The 14,776-nt window shown below is 43.7% G+C and carries 12 protein-coding genes; 6 read left to right on the forward strand and 6 right to left on the reverse strand.

Annotated elements, in window-relative coordinates:
* Positions 1 to 2: 2 nt before the first annotated feature.
* The 6 genes from sctR (at position 3) to NXS97_RS21435 (ending at position 8,761) form a co-directional block, all read left to right on the forward strand.
* Entirely contained in the window at positions 3 to 656 is a 654-nt protein-coding gene (gene sctR / locus NXS97_RS21410) for a type III secretion system export apparatus subunit SctR (protein ID WP_105076839.1), read from the forward strand.
* A gap of 10 nt (positions 657 to 666) precedes the next feature.
* Positions 667 to 927, forward strand: a complete 261-nt coding sequence (sctS, locus tag NXS97_RS21415) for a type III secretion system export apparatus subunit SctS (RefSeq protein ID WP_042676587.1) — start codon at positions 667 to 669, stop codon at positions 925 to 927.
* Positions 928 to 929: 2 nt separating this feature from the next.
* Positions 930 to 1,727, forward strand: coding sequence for a type III secretion system export apparatus subunit SctT (gene sctT, locus NXS97_RS21420; RefSeq protein WP_042676586.1), 798 nt, complete (start codon positions 930 to 932; stop codon positions 1,725 to 1,727).
* An 11-nt stretch (positions 1,728 to 1,738) separates the two neighbouring features.
* On the forward strand, positions 1,739 to 2,824 hold the full coding sequence (sctU, locus tag NXS97_RS21425; protein ID WP_042676585.1) for a type III secretion system export apparatus subunit SctU: 1,086 nt from the start codon (positions 1,739 to 1,741) through the stop codon (positions 2,822 to 2,824).
* Positions 2,825 to 3,026: 202 nt separating this feature from the next.
* Complete coding sequence (locus NXS97_RS21430; RefSeq protein WP_105076840.1) at positions 3,027 to 8,330, forward strand: AvrE-family type 3 secretion system effector; 5,304 nt, start codon at positions 3,027 to 3,029, stop codon at positions 8,328 to 8,330.
* 14 nt (positions 8,331 to 8,344) lie between these two features.
* Entirely contained in the window at positions 8,345 to 8,761 is a 417-nt protein-coding gene (locus NXS97_RS21435; protein ID WP_105076841.1) for a type III secretion system chaperone, read from the forward strand.
* A 122-nt stretch (positions 8,762 to 8,883) separates the two neighbouring features.
* Here the strand turns inward: NXS97_RS21435 and NXS97_RS21440 are convergent, their stop codons facing one another.
* From NXS97_RS21440 to NXS97_RS21460, 6 genes are all read right to left on the reverse strand, one after another.
* Complete coding sequence (locus NXS97_RS21440; protein WP_181901432.1) at positions 8,884 to 10,137, reverse strand: hypothetical protein; 1,254 nt, start codon at positions 10,135 to 10,137, stop codon at positions 8,884 to 8,886.
* Positions 10,138 to 11,067: 930 nt separating this feature from the next.
* Positions 11,068 to 11,250, reverse strand: coding sequence for an HrpT family type III secretion system protein (gene hrpT, locus NXS97_RS23255; protein WP_308736891.1), 183 nt, complete (start codon positions 11,248 to 11,250; stop codon positions 11,068 to 11,070).
* Entirely contained in the window at positions 11,247 to 13,433 is a 2,187-nt protein-coding gene (sctC, locus tag NXS97_RS21445) for a type III secretion system outer membrane ring subunit SctC (RefSeq protein ID WP_259232796.1), read from the reverse strand. Before sctC ends, hrpT begins: the two co-directional genes overlap by 4 nt.
* A 15-nt stretch (positions 13,434 to 13,448) precedes the next feature.
* A complete protein-coding gene (locus tag NXS97_RS21450) occupies positions 13,449 to 13,841 on the reverse strand; it encodes a hypothetical protein (RefSeq protein ID WP_042677803.1) in 393 nt (130 codons plus the stop codon).
* Complete coding sequence (locus NXS97_RS21455) at positions 13,841 to 14,065, reverse strand: HrpF protein (protein WP_042677804.1); 225 nt, start codon at positions 14,063 to 14,065, stop codon at positions 13,841 to 13,843. Before NXS97_RS21455 ends, NXS97_RS21450 begins: the two co-directional genes overlap by 1 nt.
* An 83-nt stretch (positions 14,066 to 14,148) precedes the next feature.
* The gene (locus NXS97_RS21460) at positions 14,149 to 14,772 is read right to left on the reverse strand and encodes an HrpE/YscL family type III secretion apparatus protein (protein WP_259232797.1); all 624 of its coding nucleotides are present in this window, start codon (positions 14,770 to 14,772) and stop codon (positions 14,149 to 14,151) included.
* Positions 14,773 to 14,776: the final 4 nt, after the last annotated feature.

The raw sequence follows: 14,776 nt of genomic DNA on the forward strand, positions 1-14,776 counted from the left end.
TTATGCAAGATCTTTCACTTAATCCGATGACTCTTGCACTTTTTCTTGGTGCATTGTCGTTGCTGCCTATTATGTTAATAATATGTACAAGTTTTTTAAAGATATCTATGGTGCTTTTATTAACACGTAATGCGATGGGGGTGCAGCAAATCCCCCCAAATATGGCTATCTACGGTATTGCACTTGCAGCAACGCTTTTTGTTATGGCACCTGTTTTTAATGAAATGTCTGAGCATGTTAAAGCTGTGCCAATTGATATGAAGACACCTGAAAAGCTCGACTCTACAACACATAACGCTATTGAACCGTTACAGCATTTTATGTTAAAGAATGCTGATCCCGATATCCTCACGCACTTACAAGAAAATGCACAACGAATGTGGCCGAAAACCATGGCTGATTCTCTCACACATGATAGTCTGATGCTTCTAATACCATCGTTTGTATTATCGGAACTACAAAATGGTTTCAAAATTGGTTTTCTAATTTTCATTCCTTTTATTGTTGTTGATTTAATTGTTTCTAATGTTTTACTTGCTCTGGGAATGCAAATGGTTTCACCAATGACGATATCCTTACCGCTAAAAATTTTACTTTTTGTTTTAGTAAGTGGTTGGACACGGCTACTTGACGGTTTATTCTACAGCTATATGTAGTGAGGGCTATATGGATATCATGACACTTTTTCGGCAGTCAATGTTACTTGTAGTGTATCTCTCTGCACCACCGCTTATTGTTGCGGTGATAGTAGGAACCCTTGTGTCCTTACTGCAAGCTGTGATGCAACTTCAGGATCAGACCTTGCCTTTTGCAATTAAGCTCGTTGCAGTCGGGTTAGTGCTGGCTTTTAGCGGACGTTGGATAGGCGTCGAATTAATTGACTTAACTCAAAGTGCATTTCAAATGATGCCTTATGTGAAGAGTTAGTTATGTGGAATAGCCAACTTCATGAGATGTTCACTTTTATCATTTCAGTCGGCTTTGGGATGGCGCGCATTTACCCCTGCCTGTTGTTATCACCTGTGTTCTCCTTCGGCGTTATTAAAGGTGGACTACGTGGTGTTATCGCCATAGCTGTTGCACTTTTTCCTGCCCCTGCTATTCAACAGTCAATGCTCCTTAATAATCCCTCATGGTTTTTTCTTGGTGGTTTAGTTATTAAGGAATTAGTCATTGGGTTATTAATAGGTTTATTCCTGAGTATGCCATTTTGGTTATTTCAGTCAGTTGGTGCTTTGTTTGATAATCAGCGAGGAGCATTGATGGGAGGACAGCTTAACCCCTTATTGGGTGAAGACGAAACCCCACTAAGTTTTCTTATGCAACAATCGGTTGTTTTTTTATTGCTATCTGGGCTTGGCCTTACTGTAATAACCCAGGTGCTATGGGATAGTTATTTACTTTGGCAACCTCTTCAGTGGATGCCGTTCCCTGATTATGCCGGATTTAGAGTTTATCTAGAGGTTTTGAAAGAGGTTTTTATTGATATCGTTATTTATGCGGGTCCAATAGTCGTACTTCTACTTATGGTCGATTTTGCACTGGCTATATTGAGTATATACAGTCCTCAGTTACAGGCGACCCTATTGGCTGCTCCTGTAAAATGCTTGCTAGGAATGTTTTTCCTGGTTCTTTATATTCCGAGTTTAAATGAAATTGTTAGTCGTCACTTATATGATTTCAAAGATCTTGTTGTCATTCTAAAAAATGTATTTAGTAAAAGATAAGTAGGGATGATATGTCTGAAAAAACAGAACAGGCAACACCTCAGAAACTGCAGGAAGCGCGAAAAAAAGGGCAGGTTGGCCAGAGCCAGGATGTTCCAAAACTCCTTATCTGTGCAGGTTTACTTGAGACAATTTTTGCTTTGGCCGGCGATGGTATGCAAAGATTACAATCTATCTTTTCGCAATCCGTGATAAACATCAATGAGCCGTTTTTCACTGCTATCAAAGATGTTTTTTTATCTTCATTGTGGTGTCTGGCTTATTTCTCTGCTGTTACAAGTTCTGTGGTTGTTATCATGCGTATTCTAGGGGGGTGGGTACAGTTTGGACCGCTGTTTGCGATAGAATCTATTTCTTTTAAATTCGATGCATTAAACCCTGCTGGTCATCTTAAAAATATGTTTTCTGCAAAGCAGTTGACGTCTTTGTTTTTAAATATTTTTAAAGCTGCAGTTATATTTGTAGTCTTTTACTTTTCACTTGAGTCTGAGCTTTCCTCATTTATACAGTTAGCCTCTGTACAAGATCTTAACCAATTCTGGATTGCAGTGCTCTCGCTATTAATTAAGTTGACCAGAACTACGCTTGGTATCTTAATATTATTAAGTATTATAGATTTTGCATTACAGAAGTTTTATCACCTTAAGCAGCAACGTATGAGCCACGAGGACATACGTAATGAACATAAGCAGAATGAAGGCGACCCGCATATGAAAGGGCACCGCCGGCAGAAAGCACATGAGATTTTGAATGAGGATCCTAAACCGCAACGTGTTGTCAATACGGAAGATGCAGATATGATCCTTGTTAACCCCACTCACTATGCAATCGGATTATATTATCGTAATGGTGTGACACCTCTGCCTTTAATGTTGTTTAAAAGTGAGGGATATGAGGCTAAGGAAATTATTGCAGAAGCGCAGAGTAAAGGCGTGCCAGTCGTAAGATTCATCTGGCTGACCAGAACGCTTTACCATTCTGTTCAGGAGGGGGCATATATAAGTCGTGAAACTTTAAAAGCTGTGGCGCAGGTTTATCGTGTATTACGTGAGTTTGAAGAGCATTATATAGGGGAAATAATTGAAATGGATGAATAGTTTAATTACTCTTCATTGTTTTTTTTGTGCATTATAACAATACGCAACTTTTATTCTTCTTTATGTAAAATGCACTTTTCTTCCATGACATTTTTTGATGGCTAAAGCAGAACGATCAAGTTTTTGTTATGCCTGGAACGTATTTTATTTTGAAACCACTACATAAGTAATCAGGATCGTAACTTTTCCAGGAGCGGGTGCTATGGCCTCTGTAATGCGGAATGTTATTTCTACTCTGGGTTTACGTAAAAACCAGCGCACTGAAACTTTATCGACTGTCTCACGTCGTCAGGAAAGTGTCGTTCAACAGCCTATGGCGCCCTTGCACTCAGGCGGAGGTACGCTAAACAGAACGCTGAGTGAGCATCCTTCAACCCTGGCAGAACAACTTCATCAGTCTGATTATGTTCCTGCCAAAAAGAGTAGCCGTTTCAAACGTTTTTTTAACAGTTCACTATTTCACAAAAAACGGGCACAACATCTTGCAGAAACAGGTGTTGAACCCCGCCATCAAGTTGACGCCAGCTATACTGGTTCTCCACCCCGTTTGCAACTTAATCTCCCGGATGAGGATGAGAGCATAGAACATGCGCTTGATGCTTTATGGGATCGTGAACGCGCTGAAAACGGAGGTAGTACGTCTTTACAAACCGCCGCACCTAAAACTGGGTCAGTAATAACAGATCCCTCAGCATCGATGTCATATCATGTTAACTTTGCCACGTCAGACAGACTTACTCCATCGGATACATCAGAAAATCTTAGTGAACTTACTAAAAATGCAACTGTTAAAATACTGCTCGAAGATAATCATAATGTAACAGTGATGAGTGAATGTGACGTTCGAAAATCATTTTTGAGCCAAACCATTGGAGATGCAAACAGACATTATCAGTACACCGCATCTGATGCGGTAAATCTTCAGCACGCACTATTGGAAGACAGTGGGAGATTAATCTCTCTTCATACTTTTTCCCATTCGCTAATCGGCATTACCAGTAGTCAAGCCGAAGCAAAATTTCGTCGTAAGGATGCTGGCCGTCCTTTTTTTACCCCTACAGGTCATCACCCCTCAACGCGTGCCATTACCTTTAATGATGATAGAGATATCTGTATCTCAGAACTTCATTCTGGTCGCGTACACTTGCAGGCGAAAGTTTCTTCTCCAGACAATGCTATACTCAGCCACCTTTCCGGTATATTCATTCAGCGTGGAACTCAACATTTATTCCGCATGGTTGACGGTGAAATGTATCGAATGGCAGAAGGGAATACAGAATGGAAACACTATACGCTTCACGGTACAGAGACGGATAAATCTGTTATGCGATTAAGTTTGCAGCAAAATGCACAACTTTTTTGTATCTATGATAACCATTCGCTGTTTGACATAGACTCGGGCTCGCAAACCTCTCCCATTGAGGAAAACATTAAACATTATTCTGTTTCGACAGAGGGTAAAGCATTTCTTCTCGTCAAGAGTGAAGAGGGACATCAACAAAGCATTAAATACTTGCCCAGATTCGATGCATCAAATAATGAGCATGTTACCTGGAAAATCCAACCATCGGGTTTAACCCTGAATACTATTGCTCATGCTGAAAATACATTGCTTGGTGTCGGCAGTGAAGGAAAAATTCATATTGCAACGACAGCTGATGCGCAAGACGTACTGCAGTTTGGTGCAGGGGAAAATCGTGTTCTTGAAATATTACTTCACCAAAAATTAAGTAAGGATGTTGGCGAAGGGTATTTTGTCGAGGATTTGATCCATGGTAAAAATAATCGTTTGCATGCGGTTGTTAAAGACGCTATGGACAGAAAGCATGCTCTTGTTATCAGTCCTTTTAAGGATGGCGAAAGCATACAGTCAGCCTGGAACTTAAGTGACAGCCTTGTTCTGAATTATAACAAAGGACTACCACAGATTTCGCCTGACCCTGAGCACATTGTCAGTATTAGTCAAGGTGGGCTGTTAACCCTTGACAAGGGAAAAGTGCATTTTTTTAACGATACCACCCAGGCCTGGGAGTCAACAGAAATTGAGGCAACGTCATTACGTTGTGGTCAGGATGGCCAGGCATGGATTACTACCGACAAGAACGATGTTAAAAAACTGAAATTAAATTTTTCCAGTAATAAAATACAAGCTGGGCAGAATGTCTTTGCGCTATATCAGGTTAAGAAAAGCGTAAAAGAAGACACTGCCATGGTGGGGACTGAACCTAATCATGAGAGGGTTGCGACCGCGATACTTGATAATGGGCGCTTTGTTCAGCTTGGACATGATGGCGATCTGCATATCATTCACGTCAATAACGATAATCGTCGGGAAAGACACGCGCCATTAAGGCTCGGCAAAAATGTATTAAATCAGGCCATGTACAGCGCTGTGGCAAAAACGACTGAAGGTTTAGAACCTGATTCGGAATATGACAGTGTTAAAGGGGGACATGCAATTAAAGATATTGCTATCGGCCCGTCAAATCGCCTGTTTATTCTCAGTGACAAGGGAACGGTATTCAGTATCGCCGCTGAGCACTGGCTAAAAGGGCGTTTGGACGATATGAAAATTGAAAATGTACCACAAGAAATCGATGACGATGGTAATGCCTGGAATGTGCTTCCAGATTCATTTCTGGTAAACCAACGTGAACGGCTTTTATTGAAAATAGGTGAAAATTTATTAGCTAATGATGGTGATGGCCGCTGGCGACATGTGGATGCCGAAAACGCACTTCGTGACACTTCGATGAATAATTATGCGGAGCGTTATTTCACACGCATAAGCAGAGCTACGCCTGAAGGTAGGGTCGCTAAAACAGGTCTTACCTATAAACAAGAAGTAAATACTTTTGGGCAGACCGGACATGACAGTACGAAAGTGCATACGGGATTTCGTACCCGTCTTAATACTTTTGTGTTTCGTCCCCTCATTCGTCTGATGCCACTGAAAAATGCCTATGCTTTAGTCACCCATAAATATGGCGGACGCAAAGGGTTAACTGCAATTTATGAGGAACAAAGTAAACAATTTGAAGAATTGAACCATATTCTGGATAAGCCTCCTGTCGACCCTGCAGCCTTGTCTCTTGACGAACAACTTGCTCTGATTAAGAGCCGAAAAGGGGCACCAGAATGGCTAGAGGATGTGGTGACATTTAATCATATTATTGCACAAAGCACGATGCATCAGGCTCGCCAAATTAAAGAGCGTTATGAAAAATTTGAAGCTCCAGTGAAAACCGAACTCAACGCTTTTACGAATCATATGAATCCTGCCACACTGCGTAATAGCGATTTACTCAATAAATTATTGCTTGTTTTTAAGCATTACCCGGGGGATACGGCTAATCACGCCTCTCATTTGCTTAGCGCACTTGCAGAAAAAAAGGTAAAGCTGTCTTATCAAAAAGAAAATGTACCCTTTGGTATGCACCGTGACAAGTATGATAAAACCGGCCTGATAAAATCCCGTCTTATCCTTGATGCGGTTACGCTTGTAAAATTACATCATATTACCACGCGCATAGCCTCAGCACTTCAACACCCTATAGAACAACGCCAGACTGAACTTGGCAGCCTGAGGCAAGAATTCAGCCGCCTGCGTTTGGATGAATGGGAAAATAACCCGATTAACCAAATTACTCGGCAGGGCTTTACGGACAATGACAGGCTGGAGGCAAACTACGATGCTATAAAAACAATGCTTCAGGCGTTTTCTCAACCGGAACATGCTATCAATGTGACGGCCAGAACAGTCACACATGCCAAAGATCAGGCTGACTTAATCAGGCGTCTGGATAAAACCGTGCGAACGATGCATAAAGGGGAAAGCATTTCATTTAGTCGTGCTTATACAGTGACAGGCACCTTTAGCGGGGCGCCAAGCATGCATGCCGGCGGTGTAATTGCTGCGGCTAGTATCCGCGCAAATCTTGCCAGAAACTACAATATGACGCTCACGCGTGGTGAGGGGGCGATTAACATCAGCCTGGGGCGTGATGGTGGAGGAAGTGTTACCTTACTCGGTGGTATCGGTTATAACGTACTAACGGATCATATGAAAGCGCATCCTATTCATATTGATAGTGATCGCGATCTGTCTCCAACAATACGTTTTGGCGGCGTGATGTCTGCAAGACCGCTCGATTTAAAAAAGCAAAACAGTATCAGTTTTGATATTACTGAAGCAGATTTTCCTCAGTTTATACGCGGTCTCGAAGAGGGAACGCTTGATCCATTAACACTCCTCAATATGGGCGTCAATCACAGTGTCAAACATGGCAATATCGCAACTGTAAGTCTGGACGCGAACTTCGTAATAGAAGCCTCGGTGGGGTTTCCCGTTACGCCTAAATCCGAAAAGCATGTGATTTCCAACTTACGCACTGGGTTGATTGCTAATGTGGGGGGGAATTTAATGTCAGCAACGCGAGAAAGAGACCGTTCACGTAAAGAGGACAGTGCCTCTTACGGCCGAAGCAATAACAGTATTCAGGTTTTAAGTAATGGGGTAGTAGGTGTCAGTGCTGCAATCCCTATAGGTGTATCAGTAAGAGATGACAGGGGACGCGTCCCGTTTTTTACCGCCCTTGGCGCATCAGTACAGTTAAGCGTTGATAGCACAACTAAGCATAACCTGTCTGTTACGACCAAAGTACCACGCGAGATTGCATCAACTGACATCGAAGAGCTAACCAACAGTATTAAAGGCGCTTTTACCGACTCAGCTACGGTCCAGCTCCTGGAGGAACTGAATGGCCCACAAAAAGATGATGACAAACCCACTCTCACAACATTAGAAAAAATGACCAAGTTAAACCAGCACTTTACGCCAAGAAATATGCATACGCATAACAACTCACAGCGGGAGTCATTGCGCAAACTGGATAAACTGATACGTCAACATCAGGCCTGGCAGGATGGAAATTTATTACTGGATGGGGCTGAGCATAAAATTACTGTTAACAACATGAGCAAAGTTACAGGTGAAAGCGTTGGGGATATGTTAGCTCATATGTTGAAAAACATACTGGGACCGGCAGATTTAGGATCGCTTCACGATATGATTAAGAGTGATGCTGAACTGGCCGCCTTGATTAAGACACTTCAGGATAATACGAGTGCCACTGCCGTTGTCACCTTCGAACTCAAGGATGAGGAGCGCGATGCACTGGAAGAGCGTTTACTGTCCGGTAAGAATGTTCCCGACGATCTCCATCGTGAATTACTCTCGCCAGGCAAGATGCGTATTAAAGCAGTCGAATTTACTAAAAATCAGATTAAAAATGATGGCTTTGGCACACCTGCTTTTTTACTGGGGGGGGCAAGCAGCGCGTCCGTTTCAATGAAACGCAGCCTGGGTAAAATCAACTTTAGTTATGGTGCAAATCAAGACAACCCCGTTGGCTACAGTCTGGAAGGGCGTATTGCAAACGCCAACGAAGCGCTTGCACAAATGTTATTACAGGGGCAGCAGCAGCATTGGGGTCTAAAAGGTTGAGTAAGGAGGAGAAGATGTCTGCGACAGACAACGTGAATACATGGCTTGCAGCATGGGGAGCAGCGCATAATACGGTACTGTCATTAAATAATGGTGTGTGTGCCATTTTTAAAGATAAACAGGAAGCCGCAATTATTGAGTTACCTGCAGAGAGTGAGAGTCTGCTTTTTCATTGTAAAATTGAAACGTTCCACGAAAACGTGAAAACAATAGAGTGGTATTTACGCATGTTGTTAGCGCTCAACTTTGAAATGGACGCGATGCGTGGCTGCTGGTTAGCGTTAGATGATAAAGATAATCTACGACTCTGTACACAAGTCGAACTGGCAATTCTGAATAAGCAGACTTTCATCAATATGCTTGAAGGATTTATGAATCAGGTCACGGATGTGGTTGAGTTTTTGGCAGAAGTACAGTCTGCATCAGCCTGACGGACATCACGCGATTAAGTTGGGTATGCAAAATGCGCTGTAATCATACTGCGATCCTGAAATACACCCGCGAATCTCTGGCGCTGTAACCCGCCCGAGGGCGGGTTACAGGCTTGTGAGTGTCAACGGCTGTATGTCAGCTCACCATCGATCACGCACCCGTCGCTACACAACGTGACTTTATTCGCCTGGAAACTGTGTCCCGGTGCGAATAAAATTTCCTTCTCTCCAACAAAGCTTATGCTGGTGGGATTATGGGCATCCATAGCATCCACATGGATACCGCGCGCATTATTCGCCGCAAAGTTAAAGATAAGGGAAGAGGGGTTCCAGTTTTCAGTACGCAACTTAGCCAGTGTCGTTCGTCTGAGTGACTCTGTTACAGGATCGTCACTGCGCAAATCAATGGTATACATAGGAGAGCCAAGCTCATCAAGCCGGTTTATACCTGAAAACTGTAGGGCCTGAGCGCTGCTTGATGTGGTGCTAAGAAAACCATTGAATAAAAGTGCGTCACCGTTAAGAACTCGCCGTAATGCAGCGTTACTACTGATACGCGTCCCGTACAGATTATCCTCGGCTATCATCCCTTTTTGCACAGTGACCCCAGAAATACGGGGTGCGTGCGCTAAAAACTCTGCTAAGGCTGCCGTGGGCGCACGGAGATTTCGTTCAATGTGCGTTTTGGTATCGTTAAATTCTTCTGCTGTTTGTCCCTCAATACCATAATTTTCGTTAAAATTTTGTACAAAATGATTAAGATCTTGCTCACTGACCGGATTTGGATGCATAGCCGTTAAGTAATGCCGCAGTGAGGGATATCCCATCGCATTCACATTCATTAAATAGTTATCACCACAATCGGCCTGATACCGGTCCAGCGCATCAGCAACCGTCGCAATGCTTCTGCGCTGCGCGTACTGATGACTATAGGCAAGCGTTGTGTCGTGAAGCCGCCTCAGCTGGTCCGGATAACGATTCAATTCATGACTCGACAGACGTGCCAGATTACGTCTGGCCTGAGCGATATAATCAGCCCGATGGCGCAGGATGCTTTGTTGCACGTTCGCGGGTATCTGCATATTCCCACGTCGTAAAACCGCATTCGAATTCGGGCCAGAAAACGCTGAGGTAAAACCATTTTGTGCTACCGCAGTAGTGGCGACCTGCCTGCCATAGACGGTGGCACGGTTTGCACCCGGACGTCCCCCCATGGATGTCGGCGCAGCGCCAGAGGTGCCCGAACGGGAGGGGGGCCGTTGCAGAGCACTGTAACCGGCTGCAGAAGGTGGGCGTGGAGGCATACCATATCCTCCCATCGAAGGATGATGCGATGTCATGCCATAGCCTGAAGCAGAAGGGGGACGCGGTGGCATTCCATACCCTGAGGCTGAAGGGGGACGTGGAGGCATACCATAGCCTCCTGCAGAAGGAGGACGCGGTGCCATACTATATAAACTCTGTCCGGCATAAGGCATCTGACCAGAATGGCTAGCGTGTGGCTGCATGCCGTAAATGTTCATCGATGAAGATGAACTGCCTCCTTGTCGGGAGGGGGGGCGATCGGGGTAATATGAGTATTGAAATGGGTTTTGAGCGCTACCGGGAACGCGACCAGACATAATTATTTTCCTCATTGTGTTAATAAAATCAAACAACTGTGTGTCATGGCGTCTTAACTCGTTCCATTAATATAATTAAAGTGTTTTTTTTTCTGGTAAGAAAAATGATATAAAGGCTTTATGGCTGAGCCTGATGTGTTCAATGAATTAAGGGAGTGAACAATAAATAGTTACGTCAGCCTTTTCTACGAAAAGAGAGAACATAAACAAAGCACGGGGACGGTTTTTTATCTTTTAGGAGGGGATTAGCGGCATTGTACATTGCGGCATCAAAGATGCCTCTTGTTATGTGATGAGACGCGTCATCACTTACTGTTCGTTTTAACCCCCCCTGTAAATAATATTTACAGGGGGGATGTCAATCGGGAAGGCTTTCACTTAAATCGATTAATAATCTTATAATATCGTGTGCGTCATCACCCGGTATTAAATGATACATTATAATTAAGTTACCAGCGTCGTCACTGGTAATATAACAGCCATCAAATCGAGATGGCTGTTGATACCGTACCGTCAGTGCATTGAAAATGGTTGCTGAATTACTGAAGTCAACGTTATGCCGTAATAACAATTGTGGGACATGGTCACCTGCCAACTCAAACGTCAGCTTGCGACTCAAGTGCCACCGGCAGCGTTCATTCCTGACGCTGCACTGGATAAACGCATTGATATCATTAACAACGATCATTGATTGACGGAGACGGAGGTGTAATCATAAGGGCCATTTCTCAAATCGGGTTGCCACCAAATGGTTAAGCTGTCAGGTTTTGAGACAGGCCGACATGACATTTCACGGCAACCCGGCAGCTTCGGTGTACTGCAGGCCGTAAGAATAAAGGCTGTGATAATGACTAAAATTTTCATCATGATTGGGTCTCACTTGGAACAAGATTCACTGAATGAGTGTGCTTTTTATGATGGTGAGTCGGTTTTTTGCCTGCCTGTGCAGACTGAACAGGTGAGGAACGAAGACTGTTACGCTGAAGTAAAGACGCGCGATTTTGATATGGCGACGCCTCTGCATTATAAGCGATATACACTTCGGTGGATTCGCCAGGTTTTAGCTCTGAATGAGGCCATGCAGAAACGGCGAGCGTCTGTGCCCGGTGACAACTTGCTTCATCAAATCGTTGTGACTGGCCGGAAACATTCGTGATAACACCGACCGTAATGGCAAAACTGTCATTCGAATACCATTGTTGGCGAGGTTCCTGCCTGAAGGTCAGCGGTGACTGGCAGAGTGCATTCAATGAAGGGCCACTGTTAGCGACTTTCATTCCCCCAGGGAGGTGGCCTTCAGCCAGTTCACGCATTGCATTCTCAATCTCGCGTTTACTGTTGGCAAACTCGTGTCGACGATTGATATTTTGTAATGCATCGCTAACGGTTCCCCGGTTATCAGCATCAACATATCGAGAGGGATCAACCTGATCGCCAATGAGATGAGGGGTGATGATAAACAGACGTTCGCGTTGTTCTGTCGTGCGATTAGTACTGCTAAATAAACGTCCTAAAAACGGGATCTTTCGTAAAATGGGGATACCGCTGTCACTGTCTCCGCTTTGTTGTGTATGAAATCCACCCATAACCAACGATCGTTTAGCCTGCACAAGCGCCTGCGTACTAATCACGCCATTTTCAGTACTTTTGGCCGAACCATCTTCTTTTTCGTTAAGTTTGCCATCCTCAACATCCACAACCAGTTGGACAGCTTCTTTACCTGGAATTTGACCAATGGAACGCGGGGTAACGCGAAGACTGGTACCGGCAGTCACCTGCTGAATATCCGCTACGCGCTCACCTATGGCGGTTATAAATGCTGTCTTACTAAAATCAATGACGGCAGGTTGGTTTTCCAGCGTCAATACAGAGGGATTAGCAAGAATAGAAGCTGTTCCTTCGCCTTCAAGTGCCTGAATATCTGCAATGAAACGTGTTGGATCAGTAATGGCAAGGGTAGGGGTTGCACCGCTTAATAATGACGGTCCCCCCGTGACACTGCCAAACTGGCCCTGCCAGTCCACAGAAAGACGAGACAGTTCATTACGATCTATGTCGACAATCAAAGCATCAATCTCAACGAGCTTTTGAGGTTTGTCGATCATATTAATGAGTGCCTGGTACTCCGCGCGGAGTTTTTTGTCATCCCTTACAAGCAACGTGTTGTTGCGGACATCGGCAGACACTTTACCTTGTAATTCTGGATGATCCGAGTCTCCATTATGTTCATGTGCCGCATTCAAACCGGTAACACGCTGCAGCATTTGATTATAAAGCATATTGGCGCCATTCATCTGATTCTGACGTGCCATGTCGCCAAGGTCACTGCCCGCGTTCCCGCCCTGGTTATCCTGTACACCACCTGCGCTTTGGCTCCCACCCTGGCCCAAGAGTTCATTTAAAATACTTGCTACGCCCGGTACGACGAGTTTTTTGTCCCGGAAGTAAATACTCCTGTCTGCAACATCAGCATATTTAAGTGGAAAAGCCATTAAAGTGGTTTCTGTATTCTTTTCATCTGGTTCGGATTTTTTGCTGAACTCAGAAACCAGATCGACATATTTCGGTGGACCTGTCACAAGCACAACACCATCATCAGGTAATTCTCCCCAGCCAAATCGCGGCTCCAGAAGTCCCACGCCTTCCAATGCCTGTTTGATATCCGGTGCTGCATCCTGACTGATTTTTAATCTACGGGAGGTTTGTGCAGACTGTGCACTAATATAAAGTGTATTGTTGTAAACAAACCATTGAAAATGATATTCAAGTGCAAGTCGGTTGAGGAAGGCTTCCGGGCTTTCTGACCGTAAGCGGGCAGTGACCGTTTCCTCGGGGAGTCCATCGATATTAATATCGACTCCATGGCCGTTTGCAAAATCCTGAAGAATCACATTGAGTGATGTTTGATCGGCCGAATAGGCATAAGCACCACTTTTCCAGTCATCTGGCGTACTGGCATAGCTGCTATAAATAGGGCTGGCACTAAGTGCGAGTGCAAAAATAAGTGGTGAGCGTAAGCAATGTGTAATGAGTGGTTTAAGTTTAAACACGCGTCTCTCCTTTTATCAGGACGCTGAATAGACAGTTGCAGGGAGTATCGTTTTAATAACGGCTTGCCATATTTCGGTTTGCTGGCTGATGTCATCTAGTTGTGAAAATAATTCCTCCGTTTTATCCTGACCGATACGCTGTATAAGATAAAGTGTCTGACTGGATGGGTTTAAACCCAGTGCCGCAGCGGTTAAACCAAACTTTTCAAGTGCAAACGGAGTTATCATTATTGGTAATTTTAATGTATCGTTGTTAACCTCATGTAAAGTAATAACGCGCGAGAAAACAAAAAATCCTCCATTGCAGCGTTCGAGGCATAAATGAATATCATTAAATAGTAGCTCAAGCGGTCTTTCAGGACAGTTGAGCCAGTTATCTACTTCCCTGTAAATATCATCTTCATCCATTATGTAATAGAGTCAATGATGGCTTTACGAATGCCATGAGTGAACTGAGTGTACTGTGAATTTGCCCAGTTAGCGTTTGAAACGTCCATAAACGCCATTTGGAAAGCATACATATCACCAATGTCGTATGGATTGTCATTTTGGTTACGGGCAAAATTGAAAGCATCATTTTGTGCTTTAACCAGATTGTGATCCAGACGCCTTGACATTACATCACTACTCATTTTTATCTCTCCTGTACTTGCTTAATGATTAAGTGGTATGTTGATATTGACTGTTCCAACAGAATATTCCCAGAGATTAATCCTTATTCCTGAAGACGTTGCGCCATTTTTTTGCAAAGAGATTGCCAACTAATTGGTATTTCGCTTTTTTCATTTTCCAGGCGTAGCGAGACATTGGGTAGGTTTTTATCTATTTTGCAAGTCCAGTTCAGTTCCGGATGCGTGGCAAGCCATTTTTTTATTTCAGGGCTGATGTCTGATGAACAATAGAGCGTTGTGCCAGTATTAGTATCCAGTACTTGATTCAGGTGCAAAAGCATTGAACTGACTTTAATATCCATGGGTTGTTCGTTAAGTATTTGTGTAAGTGCATCAACCAGCAAATTTTCAAGACGTGGCAGAAGACGCTTTGACCATTCTTGCCGTTGTATTTCCCATTCATTAAAAAAAGCTTTAGCCTGCAATAAAAAAATTTCTTCTTGATTTTTACGTTGTTCTTGTAGCAGCGCTTCATGACATTCTATGGATTTTTCTTTGTTCAAAGCGGCTTCTTCATTAGCTTTTTCTAACAAAAGAACCGCCTGAGCTTTCGCCTGTTCAATAATGGATAAGCCCTTCTCATGCATATCCAGATCTTCCAGGTGAATGATGTTGCTATCCACCTTGGGCGCAGAGGGAAGTAATGTGATTTTCTTTTTGACCCACATAGTT

Source organism: Pantoea sp. B623, from assembly GCF_024814475.1.
GTDB lineage: Bacteria > Pseudomonadota > Gammaproteobacteria > Enterobacterales > Enterobacteriaceae > Pantoea > Pantoea ananatis.